Source organism: Streptomyces sp. NPDC008238, assembly GCF_042956445.1.
GTDB lineage: Bacteria > Actinomycetota > Actinomycetes > Streptomycetales > Streptomycetaceae > Actinacidiphila.
The window spans coordinates 80,204-97,298 of record NZ_JBIBGK010000009.1; the positions used below are offsets into that span (position 1 = coordinate 80,204).

Consider the following 17,095-nt stretch of genomic DNA (forward strand, 5'->3'; position numbering starts at 1 on the left):
GCGGCCGGCCCGGACCCGCAGCGGGCCGGGGCTACTGGCCTTCCGCCGTGGCGCCGCGCCGTCGGCGTGCGATGCGTTCCAGCAGAACGACATTGGTGAGCGCGGCGCAGACCAGCAGCGTCACGTTCAGTGTCGCGCTGCCGAGGCCCAGCCAGCCGGCCTCCGTTCCGTCCGGCCGGGCGACGGGCGCCCAGATCGAGCCGATCGCCGAGATCGCCGCATACCCGGCGTACATCGCCGGAAGGGCGACGGCGCCCGAGGGGAGGGTCAACGCGACGGCGGACAGGTAGAAGACGGCTCGTTCCTCGACGGCTCCCGCTAGGTCGTGTCGTCAAACGAGCGCCGACCGCCCGAAGGGCGGGCTCAGCGGCTCCCCCAGCTTGCGCCGGGAGGTGCCCCCAGGTGCGGTGCATCGCAAGGCGGAGAGTCGTCCTCGTAGTGGGCTACTCGGACGATTCGACAACGCAGCGAGGTGCCGTGCCAGGCGTCGCTGAGCAGGGGGGCGTTTGACGACACGACCTTGGGCCAGACCCGCGACCAGCGCCACGTAGGCCGCTCCCGCGACTTTTCCGTACGTACGCCTCATCATCGGCCCCCACCGCGCGACTCCGCCCTGGGGCCAGGGTAGAGCGGGTTCCGCCGGCGACCCACCGTCGGCGCCCCGAATGTCAAGCGTCACCTTCCCGGGCCCGCGGGCTGTGAACCCCGGCCTCCGGCGGGAGTCATCCGGGGGTGGGTGCCGCCAGCGCGTCCTGGCCCATCGCGAGCGAGACAGCGGGGCGTCCTTCTTGGGAAGCGCGACCTCATGGCTTCCGTCAGCCGTGGTCAGCTCGTGTAAGGCGAGCCTGCCGTTCAGCGGGACCTTCTTGTCGAGTCGCCTGAGCGCGAAGGGGCCGCCCAGCACCGTCTCCTGGCGCGTGCGGCGCTCACGCCACACCAGAGGCCGTCCCTGGGCGACGAAAGTGACCCGATCTTGAGGTGCTGTATCCGCCCGCCCTTGCCGGCGTTCAGCATGACGACGCGACCCACGGTCCTGCTGACCGCTGCGGCCTCGAAGACCTGGCCCTCGAGCAGAGCGGCGGCGTCCCGCTCGGGAGTACGACGCCTGATGAAGGTCAGGGACAGGAGCAGGTCGACGGCGTTCGGCGTGCCACCCGGCATGCGCACCGGTCCGGCGAGCGGCATCCTGTGGCTGTGTCCGCTTCCTTCCGGAGGGGCGATGCCATGCAGATGCGCTGGGAGATCAAGCCCGCCGCCCACGCGGGCCAGCAGGTGCACGACGTCGAGGCCGCTCTGCGGACCCTCTACCTGTGTGCCGACCGCGCCCGGGAGCGGGCGCCGGAGGAGACCCCGGACCTGGACGAGGCGGTCACCGCCATGGCCGCCCGCCTCCTGACCGACGGTGCCCGCACGGTGCACCAGGGCTTCACGTGGTCCGCGACCGAGGGATCCGTCTACGTCGCGCTCACCCCGTAGGCGCCGGGGGCGGGGCCCCACCGGGGCTCGGGCAAGGAGCGTCGGTGGGGCCGTATAGTGGCCCGTCCGGCCGCGTGTGCCGTCATCGCACGCGACCGGGCGGGCGTCCGGGACGCGTCAGGGGCTGCGTTCCGCGTGGGCGGGGGTCAGCAGACGCCAGTGGACGCCGGGACAGCCCGCCGGAACGGGTGGGAAGGTGTGTCCCTGCACGTCCGTGCTGGTGAAGCGGTGGCTTTTGCCGCAGGTGCACTCGTAGATGCCGCTGACCGGGACTTTCTCCCCGGGTCGGTGCATCCGGGTCTTCAGATCCACAATGTCCTCCTCGCCGGCCGGGGCCCCCGGGGGTCCCGGTCTGCAAGGGCGCCGATCGCCGAGAGCACGGGCTCTCGGAGAGCCGCCCGGGGGTGCGTCAGGGGGCGGGCGGGCTCCGGAAGGGCGCCTTGCCTCCCGCCCGGCGCCGAAACCCCCAGGCGAGGAAATTCTGCGACCTGGCGGTGCGCATGCCGGCGCGCGATCGTGTGCTCCCGCTCACGGTCCCCTGCGGCGCCGGATCGCCCTCCGAGGTTTCGGCGGCGGGTCTGAGGTAAGGCGACCGGGCGGAGCCGCCCGCCCCCGGCGGTCGGCGCCCTTGAGGACCGGGGTCCCGCCCACTCAGGGCCTCGGTCGGCGAGGAGGCCCGGGACGGACGAGCAGACCCGCACCCGCCGCCCCGGACGACTGCTCGGGCGGCGGCCGGAGCCTCCGCCTCCCGCGCGGAGCGGAGACCGCGGCCGTCCGATCCCCCGATCGCCCGCCCGGCCACACAACGGCTCGGGGCCGGCCGGGCGGGCCCACGCGCGGCCCCGCCGGAGTCCACCGACCTGGCCCACGGCAGGGCCGCCCCCTCTGATCCCCCGCGGATCGGGCGAGCTGGCGCCCTGACGGCGGCGCGGGACGGTTGTGCTCCCGCAGGCCACCGAAGCATCGGAAGACAACGTTCTCCCAGCCGGCCCGCGCCCCGGGGAGGCATCTCGGTGCCCCGCACAGTGAGCGGCCGCGTGGCGGGACAGCACCATGTCGCGGGCGCGCCCCACGGCAGGGCCGCGAAGGCCGGAGCGGCGAGAGCCCGTCAGTCCCGGCGGGCGAGAACGTCATGGGAGGGGTTCTCCACTGTGGGCCCCGGGCGTGCGCGGCAGCGCGGTCACACGGAACACCAGGAGCGTCATCGGACGGGGATGTGCGGCGTGCGGCGCCGGCGCCACGTGGTCCAGCCTCCAGCCCACCGCTTCCACCTGCTCGATCACGTCCGAGAGGTCATTCGTCGTCCCGGCCCGAGCGGCTCCAGCTCGACCAGTACCGAATACACCTGTCGCCCCGCGCCACGTCGGGCGGCAGCCTCATCCGCTGCTATGGCAGCGGCACGAGAACCCCACTGCATCACAGCCCCCTCGCTCATGAAACGCCCCCGATCCGCAGGCACACGGTACAGCGGAGTTCGATCAACGGTCATCGCCTGACGGCGGACCGCCGGCGGTGACGCGTCCGACCGACCTCATCGGCCGGACGTTTTGCGCTGAGTGTTGACCGGCCAAGACATCCGATGTTCACTTCCTTTGACGCGGCCATGCCGACGTCACGTCGTACCCCCGTGCGTCGTACCCCGGCTTGTCGTGCGCGCTTTGGGGCGTCTGATCTGCGCACCGCTTCCGCGTGCCCTCGCACGGTGCGTGGAAGGGAGTGCGCTGACGAAGCGTTCCGGGCGAGTCATCCGATCAATCGGGTTCCACCTCGACCGGTCGCGCTCCAGCCGCGCGCTGTCGCGCACCGGTCCTCACCCCCATGACCCGTAGGGAGGGCATTCGATGAGACTGCGCAGGCTCGTGCGAGCCGCGCTCGCAGCCGTCTGCATCATGACCGCGACCGCCGTCGGCCTCTCGGCCCCGGCCGCGGCGGCACCGACGGACGCCGCGTTCGACTCCGCCACCGGCGCCCTGAACGTGGACCGCGGCGCCTACATGTCCAAGCACGACGTCGTCTACAACCGGCCCACCACCGACCCCCTGCACGGGCTGACCGTCGGCAACGGCCGTACGGGCGCGATGGCCTGGCAGAGCAACGGGCTGACCATGCAGGTGTCCGGCGTGGACACCTCGCAGCAGACGGCGTTCGGCGCGGGACTGCTCAACCTGTCCACGACCCCGGCGCTCGAGAGCGGCTACAGCACCTACAAGCAGCGCCTGTCGCTCTACGACGGCACCCTCACCACCTCCTACGACGCCAACCGCACCGTGACGGTGATGGGCGTGCCGAACTCCGAGGTCATGGGCGTGCACGTGGAGGACTCGCGCTCCGGGGTCTCCGCCGTCAACCTCGACCTGGGCCTGTGGGACGTCTCCCAGCTGGGCAACAGCGGTGACGTGCCCAACCTGAACACCTGGAAGACGGTCTCGACGTACGCCGACTCCACCGGAGCCGGCATCAGCCGCGGCCAGTCCGACCCGCAGAACTTCGGCTACACCCTGGCGGCCACGGTGGAGGGGGCGGCCTACAGCACACGGGTCGTCGACGGCCGGACCGTCCGCCTGTCGATCACCCCGTCCCGCAGCTACACCATCTGGTTCACCGCCAGCACCCGGCTCAACGCGCCCTCCCACGACTCGGTGGCCGAGGCCAAGCGCGCCCTGGCAGCGGCCAAGACCCGCGGTTACAGCGCGACGCTCGGCGACTACACGTCCTGGTGGCACAACTTCTGGGGCAAGTCGTTCGTGCAGTACTCGGGGCTGTCCGGGGACGCGGACTACCTGGAGAACATCTACTACCTGAGCACGTACATGATCGCCGCCGGCGGATACGGCACCAATCCGTTCCACTTCATCAACGGCGTCTTCCGGGCCACCGGTGACCAGACCAAGTGGAGCAACGCGTACTGGTTCTGGAACCAGCGCGACGTCTACAACTCCTTCCTCGCCTCCAACCACGTCGACCTGATGGCCGGCTTCAACCGTCTCTACAGCGGCAACGCGGCGGCGCTGAAGGCGTACACCAGGACCCGCTACAACGTCGACGGGCTGTGGGTGCCGGAGACCATGGGCTGGGACGGCAACGCCCGCGGCACCGTCAACAGCGACTTCACCAACAACATCTGGTCGACGGGCACCGAGGCCGCGTACAACATGTACCTCCAGTACGCGTACACCAACGACTCCGCCTACCTGCGCAACACCGCCTACCCGTTCATGCGGGACGTGGTGAAGTTCTACGCCGCGAAGCTGTCCTTCGACTCCGCCTCCGGTAAGTACTTCGTCGCGAGTTCGCACGCGCACGAGACGTACTGGAACGTGCCGAACGCGATCACCGACCTCGCGGCCGTGCGCACCCTGTTCCCCCTCGCGATCCGCGCGTCCCAGTCCCTGGGCCTGGACGCCGACCTGCGGCCGCAGTGGCAGCGGATCGTGGACAACCTGATCGCCTACCCGTCCACCGCGGACGTCTACCTGCCGCACACCCCGCCGCTCGCGCAGACCCGCAACGGGGAGAACGTGGCGGCCGAGATCATCTGGCCCTACGACCGCACCGGCATCGGCTTCCCGGACCAGCAGAAGGCCGTGAACACCTTCAACGCCCGTCCCTTCCCGTACGGCAACGTCTGGGCCAACGACGCCGTCCAGGCGGCCCGGCTGGGCCTGGGCGACCAGGCGTACCAGGGCATGAAGACGATGCTCCGCAAGTACCAGACCTATCCCAACGGCATGACCGACAACACCAACGGCGTCTTCGAGTACCTCGGGGTGCACCTCGCGGCCCTCAACGAGTCGCTGCTCCAGTCCTACAACGACAAGATCCGGGTCTTCCCGGCGGTGCCGGGCGACTCCTCGTTCACCGGACGCTTCACCCTGCTGGCCAAGGGCGGCTTCACCGTCAGCTCGGAGCGCGAGGCCGGCGAGGTGAAGTACGTCGGCATCAAGAGCCTGTACGGCAACACGACCCGGGTCGTGAACCCGTGGGGGACCCAGCAGGTGAGGGTCCGCGACGTCACCGGCGGCACGACCGTGCTCACCACGACCGCGGCCGAGTTCGACCTGCCCACGGCCGCCGGAAGGGTCTACGTGGTGGAGCGCACCGCCAAGCCGCTCTCCTCCTACACGCCCGTACGGCTCACCGGCACCGCGAACCAGGGGGAGAAGACCCTGAGCGGCACCACCTCCACCCTGGGCATGGCCCAGACGCCCAACCCCATGGTCAACAACACCCAGTTGACCTACGACAGCAACTGGCACCCCACCAGTGGGCGGGGCTACGGCGACTACAACGACGACACCCACCACAGCACCACGGTGAACGCCGTCGCCCAGTACACCTTCACCGGCACCGGAGTCGCCTACATCTCCGAGCGCAACGGCGACATGGGGCCGGTCGACGTCTACCTCGACGGCGCCCTCCAGGCGACGGTGGACCTGCGGGTCTCCGGCGCGCGGCAGGTGCAGCAGACCGTCTGGCAGCGCAGCGGCCTGACCAGGGGAACGCACACCATCCGCATCGTCAACCGCAGCACGTCGGTGGGGATGGTGGACGCCCTGCGCATCACACCGTAGGGCCTCCGCGGACCGGGGGAGGGACGTGCCCCCGGTCCGTGCCCCAGGTCGCAGGCGGAGCGTCAGGTCAGGGCGTGCGACCCGCTCCGCGCTCGTCACCCGGCAGCCGCAGGGTGAACAGCGACCCCTTGCCGTAGGTGCTCTCGGCTGTCACCGAGCCGCCGTGGGCCTGCGCGAGGTTGCGGACGATGGCGAGACCGAGGCCGCTGCCGCCCGTGCCCCGGTTGCGGGACTTCTCCGCGCGCCAGAAGCGGTCGAAGACCCGGGGCAGGTCCTCGGGCCGGATGCCGCCGCCGGTGTCGGCGACGGCGACGGCGACCGTGCCGCCCTCCCGGCGCGCCGTGACCGTGACGGTGCCGCCGGGCGGGGTGTGCCGGAGGGCGTTGGAGACGAGGTTCGCGACGGCCTGGCGAAGCCGTACGGGGTCGGCGACGACGGTGCCGATGCCGCCGGCGTCCGCCGCGCCGGCGTCGACGGAGAGGAGGACGCCAGCGTGGTCGGCGCGTCCGCGGTGCGCGGTGGCGACCTGCTGGAGGAGTTCACCGACGTCGCACGGCACCTTGTGCAGGCGCAGCGCGCCGGCGTCGGCGGCGGCCAGGTCCTGGAGGTCGTCGACGATGTGCTGCAGGAGGAGCGCCTCTTCGAGCAGCGAGCCGACGAGGGCGCGGTCGGCCGGGACGACCCCGTCGTCGGCGGCCTCCAGCCAGCCGCGGATGTTGCTCAGCGGGGTGCGGAGTTCGTGGGCGATGTCGCCCACCATCTCGGTGCGCAGCCGCTCCAGTTCGGTCCGCTGCCGCGACATGTCGTTGAACACCTCGGCGAGGCGGCCGATCTCGTCCTTGCCGGTCACCTGCACGCGCGCGGCGACGTCCCCCTCCTTCACGCGCTGGGCGGCCGCGGTGAGCGCGCGCAGCGGTCTGACCAGCTGCAGGCCCAGGCCGGCGGTGACGACGACGGTGAGCAGGAGCACGCCGGCGACGACCCCGGCCATGCGGAGGCGGTTCGGCGCGGACAGGTCGAACGGGGACGCGGCGGCCGCGTCCCGCGGTGAGCCGATGAAGAGCAGCGCGGGCGGCGCGACGTAGGGGGCGAGCTGCTCCCGGCGGGCGCTGTCCAGGCACGAGGAGACCAGCCCCTGGTCCACGCGTCCGCGGCTTCGCGTGGGCGTCCACGTGAGGTCGGGCGCGAGCTCCACGGGGCCGCTGCCCCGGCGGCCCAGGCAGGCGTCGACCAGGCCGTCGAGCCGGCCGAGCGCACGTGCCTCGGTGCGGGTGGGCCGGTCCAGGACGTCGGCGGCGCAGCGATCGCCGCTGTAGCCCGGCGTGCTCACCCGGGGCCGTCCGCTCGCCGCCGTGACGGTGGTCGCGGGCAGGCCCAGGTCCCGCAGGCAGGCGACGCGGCGCTGTGCGAGGCCGGTCAGCCGCGTCCGTTCCGCCTGCGTCAGCCGGAAGGGACCGACGGCACGGGAGTCGATGCGGTCGCCGCCCGCCGACCCCGCGATGGCGGTGTCGACGGCGAGCGGGTCCACGGTCGCCGACGCCCGGTCCGGCAGCGGGGTACGGTGGGCGGCGCCGGCGGAGTCGGCGATCGGCCGGCGGTCCTGGGTGGTGAGGACGACCCGGTGCCCGGTCTCGCGGGCGAGGCGGTCCACCAGCGGCTGCACGCCCCGCCAGTCGGTGTGCGCGGCGGCCCGGCCCAGGAGGGCCTCGTAGATCCGGGCGTCGTCGGAGATGACCTGGCCCTGCTCCTGCCGGATCGCCCGGGTGGTCGTACGGACCGCGAGCCAGGCGGTGGCCGCGATCGAGCACACGGAGACCAGCACCGACAGCGCGAGCAGCCGCACCACCAGGCTGCTGTGGAAGCGGCCGCTCACGGGGCGTCGGACAGCACGTAGCCGACCCCGTAGACGGTGAGCAGCCGCACCGGACGGGCGGGATCGGGTTCGATCTTCCGGCGCAGGTTCATCACGTGGGTGTCCACCGTCCGGACGGTGAAGTAGCGCCCCGTGCCGTGCAACTGCCCGAGGATCTGCTCGCGGGTGAAGACCCGGCCCGGCTGGGCGGCCAGCGTCTCCAGCAGCCGGAACTCCCCGGGGGTGCACTCGACGCCGTTGCCGTCGCAGGTGACCTCGTGCCGGGTGGGGTCGATGCGCAGGCCGCCGACGGTCAGCGTCGGGTCGGGTTCCGGGGCGGGCGGGCCGGAGGGCCGGGCGCGGCGCAGCAGGGTGCGCACCCGGGCGGTCAGCTCGCGCGGGCTGTACGGCTTCGACATGTAGTCGTCGGCGCCCAGGTCCAGGCCGAGCAGCAGGTCGTCCTCGGTGCAGCGGGCGGTCAGCATCAGCACCGGCAGGTCGGACTCGCGGCGCAGGATGCGGCAGACGTCGAGCCCGTCGACCTTCGGCATCATCACGTCCAGCACGAGCAGGTGCGGCGGGTCGCGGCGCAGCTCCTCCAGGGCGGCGCGGCCGTCGTGGACGACGGTGACCGCGTGCCCTTCGTGCTCGAGGTACACGCGCAGCAGCTGCGCCTGCTTCTCGTCGTCCTCGGCGACCAGTATGTGTGCGCTCATGGCCGGGAGTATAAGTACGGCAAGTGTCGTATTTGCGGCGTCGGGGTCCCGTCCTGGAGGGACCACGGGATGCCGATCGCTTCCTGACAGGTTCCCCACATTCACCGGCCACGATCGGTCGGCATGACCCACCCATACTTCCCGCACCGCCTGGCCGGCGCGGCAGCCGCCGTCGTCTGCGCCGTCCTGCTCACCGCCTGCGGCGGCTCCGGCGGCTCCGGCGAGGGCTCCGGCACGGCGTCCGGCGACCGGTCCGGGGAACACGACGTCGCCTCCCTGGCGACCGGCCCCGCCGCGCCGGGGCCGCGGTCCTCGACGGCGGCGACCCCCGCCGGCGGCGAGCAGGGCCGCCCGCAGCTCCGCCTGGACAGTTCCGACGCCGAGCGCGACCGCTACTGGAACGCCTACGCCTCCTGCCTGAAGGAGCACGGGCACAAGATGCTCCTGTCCCGCGGCCCCTACTCGATCGACCAGAACGACAACAGCCCCACCGCCAAGGCCGCCGAGAAGACGTGCGCCGGCAAGCTGCCCCTCCAGCCGCCCGAGCTGGACCGCGACAGGAACCCGCACTTCGACGACGACTGGCGCGCCTACATCAAGTGCCTGAACTCCCACGGGCTCAAGGTCGTCTCGCTGTCCGACAACTCCGGCTGGACCTACGACGGCCAGAACACACTGAGCGAGGAAGAGGGGCTCAAGGTCGACAAGAGCTGCACGATGGAGGCCTTCGGTGGCAAGCACAGCTGAGCACCGCCTCCCCAAGCGGCGCCGGCGCCGGCTCACCGTGGCCCTGGCCGTCCTGCTCACCGCGGGCGGCGCGGGCGGCGCCACCGCCGCCTGGAGCGCCCGGCAGGGCAGTCCGCGGACGGCGCCGGACCACCCGGTACGGCTCGACACCGTCAAGGTCACCAGGACCGACCTGGGCAGCGACAGGACCCTGCCCGGCACCCTCGGCCACGGCCCGCTGCGGACGCTCAAGGGCACCGGCACCGGAGTGCTCACCGAACTGCCGTCGCCCGGCGCCACGGCCGTCCGCGGCAAGCCCCTGTACCGGGTGGACGACCGGCCCGTCGTCGTCTTCCTCGGCGACACCCCGTTCTTCCGCGCGCTGGACAAGCCGGGCCTGCGCGGCAACGACGTCACGGTGCTCGCGGACAACCTGCGGGCCCTCGGTTACGACGTCGGCGACACCGGCGGCGGCAGCGGCACGGGCGGAACCCGCGGCGGCGCGCCCTCGCGCTTCGCGAGCCCGGGCTCGGAGTTCACCCCCTCCCTGAGCGCCGCCCTGAAGCGCTGGCAGCGCGACACCGGCCAGGAGGCGACCGGCACCCTCCTGCCGGGCCGCGCGCTGGTGCTGCCGGGGCCGGTACGGGTCAACACCGTCACCGCCGTCCCGGGCGACCCGGCCGAGGGCGAGGTGCTGACGTACACCACCACCGCGAAGTCGGTCGCGGTGAGTGTGGACGCCGCCGAGGTCGGTGCGCTCCGCACCGGGCAGAGCGTCACGATCACCCTGCCCGACAGCCGGGAGATCCCCGGCACGGTCACCGCCGTGTCGCACGCCGTCCAGGGCGGCTCCGCCGACGACCCGACCGCGCAGACAGGAGCCCCCACGGTCGACGTCACCGTCACGCCGCGGCACAGCGCCGACGTGAAGGCGCTGGACTCCGCCTCCGTCCAGGTCCGCTTCAGCACCACCGACCGCAAGGGCGTCCTGGCCGTCCCGGTCACCGCGCTCCTCGCGCTCAGCGAGGGCGGCTACGCGCTGCAGCGCCCCGACTCCTCGCTGGTCCCCGTGGAGACGGGGATGTTCGCCGACGGCCTGGTGGAAGTGAGCGGCGCCGGGGTCAGCGAGGGCATGACGGTGGTGACCGCCTCGTGAGCACGGCACCCCCGGCACCCGCCCTCGTCGTCCACGAGGTGACCAAGACCTACGCGGGCGACGTCACCGCCCTGGACCGGGTCTCGCTCAGCGTCGGGCAGGGGGAACTCCTGGCCATCCTGGGGCCCTCCGGCTCGGGGAAGTCCACGCTGCTGCACATCATGGGCACCCTCGACCGGCCGACCAGCGGAACGGTCGAGATCGCCGGCCACGCCGCCGCCGGACTGTCCGACCGGCGGCTGTCCGCACTGCGCGCCCGGCTGCTGGGCTTCGTCTTCCAGCACTTCCACCTCACCGACGGCCTCGACGCCACGGAGAACGTCGCGACCGGACTTCTCTACGCGGGCGTGCCACGACGGCTGCGGCGCCCCCGCGCCGAAGAGGCGCTGGCCCGGGTCGGCCTGGCCCACCGCACCCGCCACCTGCCCCAGCAGCTGTCGGGCGGCGAACGGCAACGGGTCGCCATCGCCCGCGCGCTGGTCAACGAACCCGCACTCGTCCTCGCCGACGAACCGACCGGAGCCCTCGACAGCGCCAACGGCCGCGCCGTACTCGACCTGCTCACCGGACTGAACCAGGAAGGCACCACCATCGCGGTCATCACCCACGACCGGGACATCGCCGACCGGCTTCCGCGCCGCGTCAGGCTGCGCGACGGCCGGATCGCCTCGGACACCGCCGTTCCCGGCACCCCCACCCCCGCCTCCGCGGACGCCTGGAGCCCGGCATGAACCGGCCGATCAGACTGTCCCCCCTCGACGTCCTGCGCCTGGGCCTGCTGGGCCTGCGCACCCGCAGGACCCGCGCCGCGCTGTCCGCCCTGGGCATCGCCATCGGCATCGCGACCCTGGTCGTCGTCACCGGCATCCCCGCCTCCAGCCAGCGGGCCCTGATGGACGAACTGTCCGCGCTCGGCACCAACATGCTGCGCGCCCAGCCGCAGCCCGACGCCGGGGACAAGGCGCTGCTCCCGGAGGCCGCCGACGCCATGGCGGCCCGGATCGGCCCCGTCACCAGCGCCACCGCGGTGGCCAACACCCACACCACCGTGCGGCGTTCCGACCTGGCCGACCCCAACGACTCGATCGGGCTCAGCGTGCTCGCCGCCAGGACCGACCTGCTGGCCACGGTCGGCGGCACGGTACGTTCCGGCCGGTTCCTCGACCGCGCCACCGAACGCTTCCCGACCGCCGTCCTCGGCCGGCGCTCCGCGGAGCGCCTGGGCATCGACCGCGTCATCCCGGGCCGGGAGCCGCTGGTGACCATCGGCTCGCACCGGTTCACCGTGATCGGCGTCCTCGGGCCGATGCCGCTCACGCCCGACCTGGAGAGTTCCGTACTGGTCGGCTGGGACGCCGCACGCGACCGGCTCGCCTTCGACGGCCACCCCACGGTCGTCTACGTGAAGGCACGGGAGCCGCAGATCGAATCCGTACGCGCCGTGCTGGCCGCCACCGTCAACCCCGAACTGCCCGGACTCGTCCAGGTCAGCCGCCCCTCCGACGCCCTGGCCGCCAAGCGCGCCACCGAGCACACCTTCTCCGCCCTGTTCCTGGGCCTCGCCGGGGTCGCCCTGCTGGTCGGCGGCATCGGAGTGGCCAACACCATGTTCGTCTCCGTCCTGGAACGACGCCGCGAGATCGGCCTGCGCCGCGCCCTCGGCGCGAACCGCCGCCAGATCCGGGGGCAGTTCCTGACGGAATCCGTCATGCTCTCCGTCCTCGGCGGGCTGAGCGGCACCGTGCTCGGCGCGGCGGGCACGGCCGGCTACGCGCTCTCCCAGGCGTGGCCGCCCGTCCTGCCGCCCCTCGCACTCGGAACGGGACTGGCCGGCGCGGTCGTCGTGGGCGCCGTCGCAGGCGTCTACCCGGCACTGCGCGCCTCGCGCCTGCCCCCGACACAGGCCCTCTCGGCGGTCTGAGCGGGCTTCCCCGGTCACCCGCCACCCGGTTCGCCGGCAACGTGGCGACGCGGCTGCGCCGGAGGGCGTTCGCCGACCTGACGGGTGATGACGACCGGTGAGCCCAGGCGACGATCAGTGACTGGTCGATGTCCGGGCAGCCGGGTCTCATCCGGCCCCGTGGCCGGGCAACCGCGGGGCGAGGTGGAAGATCCGTGCCCGGGGACGGAAGGGGGGTGCCGTGGGGTGGCGGTTTCGGGCGGCGGTCCTGGATTGTTGGGTGGCCGGACGCCGGCGAGGCGTGCGGCGTACTCCGTTCCTTTCCGCCGCCTTCCTACCGTCCGGGGCCATGAGGAGATCAACCATCCACAAGCTCACGGGAGTTGCCGCCGCGCTGGCCGTGGTCGCCGGCTTCACCGGGTTCTCCGGCGACCGCCCGTCGTCCGGTGTCGCCCTCGCCTCGGACCGGAGCGCGGGCGGCACGTCGTACATCTTCGGGGGTCCGGGCAGATCGGGCGGTACGGCCGCCGTCCGCGCCCATCGGGACCTGCTCGACCACGGCTCGAACGCGAAGATCCTCACCGTGGCGCACCGGGGCCAGTGGCGCGATGCCCCCGAGAACTCGCTGGCGGCCTTCACGGCCGCCTTCGACGACGGCGCCGAGATCATCGAGACCGACATCCAGTTGACGCAGGACGGCGTTCCCGTCCTGATGCACGACACCACCGTGGACCGCACCACCAACGGCACCGGCCCCGTCGCGGGCATGACGCTCGCCCAGATCAGGCAGCTCCGTCTGAAGGCCGGACTCGGCGGCGGCCAGGCGGCGGTCACCGACGCCCGGGTGCCGACGCTGGAAGAGGCGATGGAACTCGCCAGGAACCGGGGCCTGGTCAACCTGGACAAGGGCTGGCCGTACCGGGAGCAGGTCTGGGACGTCCTGACCCGGACGGGCACGGTGCGCAACGGGGTCTACAAGAGCGATGCTTCCGTGCCGGAGGTCGAGGCCTTCCGCTCGGCCCACCACGGCGCCCTCTACATGCACATGATCACCGACGCCAACCTCTCGGCCGTGGCCGAGTTCGGCGACGACCAGCCGGTGGCCTACGAGGTCAACTACGACAGCGTCCAGGACGCCGTCGCCCGCAGGCCGTTCCTCGACGCCCTGGCCGCCCGCAGCCGCGTCTGGAACAACACCATGTGGAACGGCCTGGCGGACCACATGACCGACGAGGCGTCGCTGACCGACCCGCTGCGCGGCTGGGAGGCCCTGGCGCGCAGCTACCGCACCACGGTCTTCCAGACGGACGACGTCGAGAAGTTCGAGTCCTGGCTGCGCACCGGCGAGGGCGACCCCCTGCCCCGCGGCGCCGTGCGCGTGCAGGCCGAGGACTTCCTGCCCGGCCGGGACAAGGGCTACCACGACAACGACGCGGGCAACACGGGCGGACTGAAGATGCGACCCGGTGAGGACGTCGACATCGACGACGCCGACGGCAACGTCCGCGTCGGCTGGATGCGCGGCGGCGAGTGGCTGACCTACGGCGTGGACGTCCCGCGCTCCGGCACCTACGCGCTCTCCGCCCGGGTGTCCTCGCCGTACACGCCCGCCGGCACGTACACCGTCTCCTTCGACGGCGGCGCCGAGAGCGGCCGGGTCGAGGTGCGGAACACCACGAGCCACAACAAGGAGGTCCTCCAGACCAGTGGCGTGCGGCAGTTCTTCGCCGCGGGCCGGCACACCCTCCGCGTCAGCCTCCCGCAGGACGCGTACCAGAACTGGAACCTCGACTACCTCCAGCTGGACCCGGTCCGCCACTGACGCGCCCCGGCCGGCCCTCGCCGCGGGGGGCCGGCCGGGACCCGGCACCTGACGGGGCGAGGCGGACTACCGGGCGGCCAGGGCCTGGCTGCGCAGGCGGGTGAGGATCCGCGACAGGAGCCGGGACACCTGCATCTGGGATATCCCCAGCCGGGCGCCGATCTCCGCCTGGGTCAGCTCGTCCCCGAACCGCAGGGACAGGATGAGCCGCTCCCGCTCGGTCAGCTCCCGGATGAGGGGTTTGACCGCCTCGATGTCCTCGATCCTGCCGAACGCGCCGTCGTCGTAGCCCAGGCGCTCCGCCCAAGCGGTCCCGCCGTCCTCGTCCTCCGTCGCCGGCGCGTCGAGGGACGAGGCGGAGTAGGCGTTGGCGGCCACCATCGCCTCCAGCACCTCCTCCTCGCCGATCCCCATCCGGGCCGCAAGCTCGGCGACGGTCGGCGCCCGCCCGAGGTCGAGTTCCAGCGCGTCGGTGACCTTGGCCACCTCCAGCCGCAGTTCCTGCAGACGCCGCGGCACGCGGACGGACCAGCTCGTGTCGCGGAAGAACCGCTTCATCTCGCCCACGATCGTGGGGACCGCGAAGGTCACGAACTCCACGCCGAAATCGGGGTCGAACCGGTCCACGGCCTTGATCAGGCCGATTGTCCCCACCTGCAGGATGTCCTCCATCTGGTCCGCGCGCTGGGAGAACCGGCGGGCCGCGAAACGGACCAGGGAGGTGTTCATCTCGATCAGGGTGTTGCGCACGTACTGGTACTCGGGCGTGCCCTCCTCGAGCGTGTGCAGGCGGGCGAACATCGCCTTGGAGACGTGGCGGATCTCGAGCGGCGTCATGACGCCCGCCGCCCCGGTCGGCACCCGCGCGGAGCCCGTCTCCCGCGTCGCCGTCACATCCTCGCCGGCCACTGCGATCCCCATCCCGGCAACCTCCTCGTCCGTACGTGCACCCGCGCCCTCGGCGCAGAGCCCGTCTACCCGCCCGGGAGCCGGTCACTCCACATCGTCACAAGGGCACCTCGCGAGCGGCTCGGACCACCGTGTTTACGACCGGGCACAGCGGTCAGACGAGGTCACAGCACATGATCCCGATGCCAGGAAGGTGAGCAGCATGGCCGCGGACGAGAAGGCAAAGGCGAAGACCGAGCAGGCTGTCGGCAAGGCCAAGGAGACCGCCGGAGAGGCCGTGGGCAACGAGCGGCTGACGGCCGAGGGCCGCATGCAGCAGGCCAAGGGCGACGCCCGCCAGGCCAAGGAGAAGATCAAGGACATCGGCCGGCACTGAGCAGCGGCGTCCGGACGGTCCGGCGCGTGGGGCAGCCGCTCGGGGGCTGCCCCACACGCGTGCGCGCACGCCGGGGTGCGGGTCACCGGTTCCCCGGCTCCCGACCGCCCCCTTCCCTGTGGCGGCATCCGTCGCGGAGCAGGTAGGAGATCGCGTCGGTCACACCGTCGACGGTGTGGAAAGGAGCGGGGAACCCGTCCGGCCACCGATGTCCTCGAACCCATATGGTGTGGATGCCCGCCCGGTGTCCACCACCGACGTCCGCGGTGGGGCTGTTGCCCGTCATCCATGCCGCGGGCGAGAGCGGCGTTCGGCAGCGCGCGGCCGCGAGCGCGAACAGACGCGTGTCGGGCTTGCGGACGTCGATGTCGCCCGAGACCGCCACACCGTCGATGAGCCCGGCGAGTCCCGTCGCGCCGATCTTGGCGCGCTGCACGTCGGAGGCCCCGTTGGCGACGATGCCGATGCGCCAGTCGTCCGCCCGCAACTGCTCCAGCCCCTGGAGGACCGCGGGGTCGCAGGTGACGGCGTCCGCCATGCGGTCGACGAACTCCCGCCACAACTGCGCCCCGCCGTCGAGCGCGTACTCATGGCCCAGCCGCACAAAGTCGTCGGCATTGGCACGGTCGGCGAGTTCGCTGAGCATCCAGGCCCTGATCTCGACCCCGAAGCCGTGCTCCAGGCACAGCGCCGTCACCGCGTCGCTGAACGACGTACGCCGGCGCACGAGTGTGCCGTCCAAGTCGAACAACGCCAGTGCGTGCCGGGGATCCATCCGCCCGACCTCCAGGATCGTCGGGTCCACCAGAGAGCCGACACCGCGGCAGGAACGACAAGGATCGCGGCGTACCGCTCCCTTCTCACCGTCCCACCTGCGGGCGGCCGGTGCCAGCGCGGGCGCGGCGTGGCCGGCCGGTCCGTGTGCCGGGGGAGCGCGGCGCGGTGTTTGCCCCCGGTCCTCCCGGGCAGGCGCGGGCCACGAGAGAAACAGACGCCGCATCCCGAAGCGGATGCCGACCAGGAAGGTGGGCACATGTCGACGGTTGAGGAGTCGGTCGAGGTCGCGGTGCCGGTCACGACGGCGTACAACCAGTGGACGCAGTTCGAGGAGTTCCCCCGGTTCATGGAGGGGGTGGAACGGATCGAGCAGCGTACGCCGACCCTGACGCACTGGGTCGCCAAGGTCGACGGCGTCAAGCGCGAGTTCGACGCCCAGATCAGTGAGCAGATCCCCGACGAGAGGGTCGCCTGGAACACGGTGGGCGGGGACGTCCACCAGGCGGGGGTGGTCACCTTCCACCGCCTGGACGACCGGCACACCAAGGTCATGCTGCAGCTCGACCACGAGCCGCACGGCGTGGCCGACACGGTGGCCGACAAGCTCGGCGTCGTCAGGCGCCAGGCCAAGGGCGATCTCAAGCGGTTCAAGGAGTACATCGAGACGCGCGGCATGGAGAGCGGCTCCTGGCGCGGCGAGGTGTAGGCGCCCTTCCCGACAGGCAGGTCCCGGACGCCCGGCGGCGTCCGGGACCTGCGCCGTGCACGGCGTCGGGCGGGCCGTCGTTCCCCGGGGTTTCGGGGCGCGACCGGG

The 17,095-nt window shown here is 72.4% G+C and carries 15 protein-coding genes; 9 read left to right on the forward strand and 6 right to left on the reverse strand.

Going from position 1 to position 17,095, the window contains the following annotated elements; all coding sequences use genetic code 11:
- Positions 1 to 31 precede the first annotated feature (31 nt).
- A complete protein-coding gene (locus tag ACFZAU_RS20420) occupies positions 32 to 235 on the reverse strand; it encodes a hypothetical protein (RefSeq protein WP_500553329.1) in 204 nt (67 codons plus the stop codon).
- Positions 236 to 1,224: 989 nt separating this feature from the next.
- On the opposite strand from ACFZAU_RS20420, the gene ACFZAU_RS20425 reads away from it, so the two are divergent.
- Positions 1,225 to 1,476, forward strand: a complete 252-nt coding sequence (locus ACFZAU_RS20425) for a hypothetical protein (protein WP_500553330.1) — start codon at positions 1,225 to 1,227, stop codon at positions 1,474 to 1,476.
- A gap of 117 nt (positions 1,477 to 1,593) precedes the next feature.
- On the opposite strand, the gene ACFZAU_RS20430 is transcribed toward ACFZAU_RS20425, so the two are convergent.
- Positions 1,594 to 1,788, reverse strand: a complete 195-nt coding sequence (locus tag ACFZAU_RS20430) for a hypothetical protein (protein WP_500553331.1) — start codon at positions 1,786 to 1,788, stop codon at positions 1,594 to 1,596.
- A 1,529-nt stretch (positions 1,789 to 3,317) separates the two neighbouring features.
- Here ACFZAU_RS20430 and ACFZAU_RS20435 point away from each other — a divergent pair.
- Positions 3,318 to 6,047, forward strand: coding sequence for a glycosyl hydrolase family 95 catalytic domain-containing protein (locus ACFZAU_RS20435; protein WP_500553332.1), 2,730 nt, complete (start codon positions 3,318 to 3,320; stop codon positions 6,045 to 6,047).
- 67 nt (positions 6,048 to 6,114) lie between these two features.
- Here the strand turns inward: ACFZAU_RS20435 and ACFZAU_RS20440 are convergent, their stop codons facing one another.
- Both ACFZAU_RS20440 and ACFZAU_RS20445 read right to left on the reverse strand, forming a co-directional pair.
- A complete protein-coding gene (locus ACFZAU_RS20440; RefSeq protein WP_500553333.1) occupies positions 6,115 to 7,920 on the reverse strand; it encodes a sensor histidine kinase in 1,806 nt (601 codons plus the stop codon).
- Complete coding sequence (locus ACFZAU_RS20445; RefSeq protein ID WP_499600423.1) at positions 7,917 to 8,615, reverse strand: response regulator transcription factor; 699 nt, start codon at positions 8,613 to 8,615, stop codon at positions 7,917 to 7,919. The genes ACFZAU_RS20440 and ACFZAU_RS20445 overlap by 4 nt, the downstream gene beginning before the upstream one ends.
- Positions 8,616 to 8,738: 123 nt before the next feature.
- Here ACFZAU_RS20445 and ACFZAU_RS20450 point away from each other — a divergent pair, with 123 nt between their 5' ends.
- The 5 genes from ACFZAU_RS20450 (at position 8,739) to ACFZAU_RS20470 (ending at position 14,219) form a co-directional block, all read left to right on the forward strand.
- Positions 8,739 to 9,362, forward strand: coding sequence for a hypothetical protein (locus tag ACFZAU_RS20450; RefSeq protein WP_500553334.1), 624 nt, complete (start codon positions 8,739 to 8,741; stop codon positions 9,360 to 9,362).
- Positions 9,346 to 10,497, forward strand: coding sequence for an efflux RND transporter periplasmic adaptor subunit (locus ACFZAU_RS20455; protein WP_500553335.1), 1,152 nt, complete (start codon positions 9,346 to 9,348; stop codon positions 10,495 to 10,497). Before ACFZAU_RS20450 ends, ACFZAU_RS20455 begins: the two co-directional genes overlap by 17 nt.
- Before the next feature lie 38 nt (positions 10,498 to 10,535).
- Positions 10,536 to 11,228, forward strand: a complete 693-nt coding sequence (locus ACFZAU_RS20460; RefSeq protein ID WP_500553511.1) for an ABC transporter ATP-binding protein — start codon at positions 10,536 to 10,538, stop codon at positions 11,226 to 11,228.
- Positions 11,225 to 12,418, forward strand: a complete 1,194-nt coding sequence (locus ACFZAU_RS20465; protein ID WP_500553336.1) for an ABC transporter permease — start codon at positions 11,225 to 11,227, stop codon at positions 12,416 to 12,418. Before ACFZAU_RS20460 ends, ACFZAU_RS20465 begins: the two co-directional genes overlap by 4 nt.
- A 328-nt stretch (positions 12,419 to 12,746) precedes the next feature.
- Positions 12,747 to 14,219 carry a glycerophosphodiester phosphodiesterase family protein gene (locus ACFZAU_RS20470; protein ID WP_500553337.1) on the forward strand — a complete coding sequence of 491 codons (1,473 nt, stop codon included), beginning with the start codon at positions 12,747 to 12,749 and terminating at the stop codon, positions 14,217 to 14,219.
- A gap of 66 nt (positions 14,220 to 14,285) precedes the next feature.
- Here ACFZAU_RS20470 and ACFZAU_RS20475 read toward each other — a convergent pair whose 3' ends face one another.
- Entirely contained in the window at positions 14,286 to 15,140 is an 855-nt protein-coding gene (locus ACFZAU_RS20475; protein ID WP_500553338.1) for an RNA polymerase sigma factor SigF, read from the reverse strand.
- A gap of 190 nt (positions 15,141 to 15,330) precedes the next feature.
- Here ACFZAU_RS20475 and ACFZAU_RS20480 point away from each other — a divergent pair, with 190 nt between their 5' ends.
- A complete protein-coding gene (locus ACFZAU_RS20480) occupies positions 15,331 to 15,504 on the forward strand; it encodes a CsbD family protein (protein WP_499600417.1) in 174 nt (57 codons plus the stop codon).
- 82 nt (positions 15,505 to 15,586) lie between these two features.
- Here the strand turns inward: ACFZAU_RS20480 and ACFZAU_RS20485 are convergent, their stop codons facing one another.
- Positions 15,587 to 16,309: an HAD family hydrolase gene (locus ACFZAU_RS20485; RefSeq protein ID WP_500553339.1), complete on the reverse strand. Its 723-nt coding sequence runs from the start codon at positions 16,307 to 16,309 to the stop codon at positions 15,587 to 15,589.
- Positions 16,310 to 16,537: 228 nt separating this feature from the next.
- On the opposite strand from ACFZAU_RS20485, the gene ACFZAU_RS20490 reads away from it, so the two are divergent.
- The gene (locus ACFZAU_RS20490) at positions 16,538 to 16,987 is read left to right on the forward strand and encodes an SRPBCC family protein (RefSeq protein ID WP_500553340.1); all 450 of its coding nucleotides are present in this window, start codon (positions 16,538 to 16,540) and stop codon (positions 16,985 to 16,987) included.
- Positions 16,988 to 17,095 lie beyond the last annotated feature (108 nt).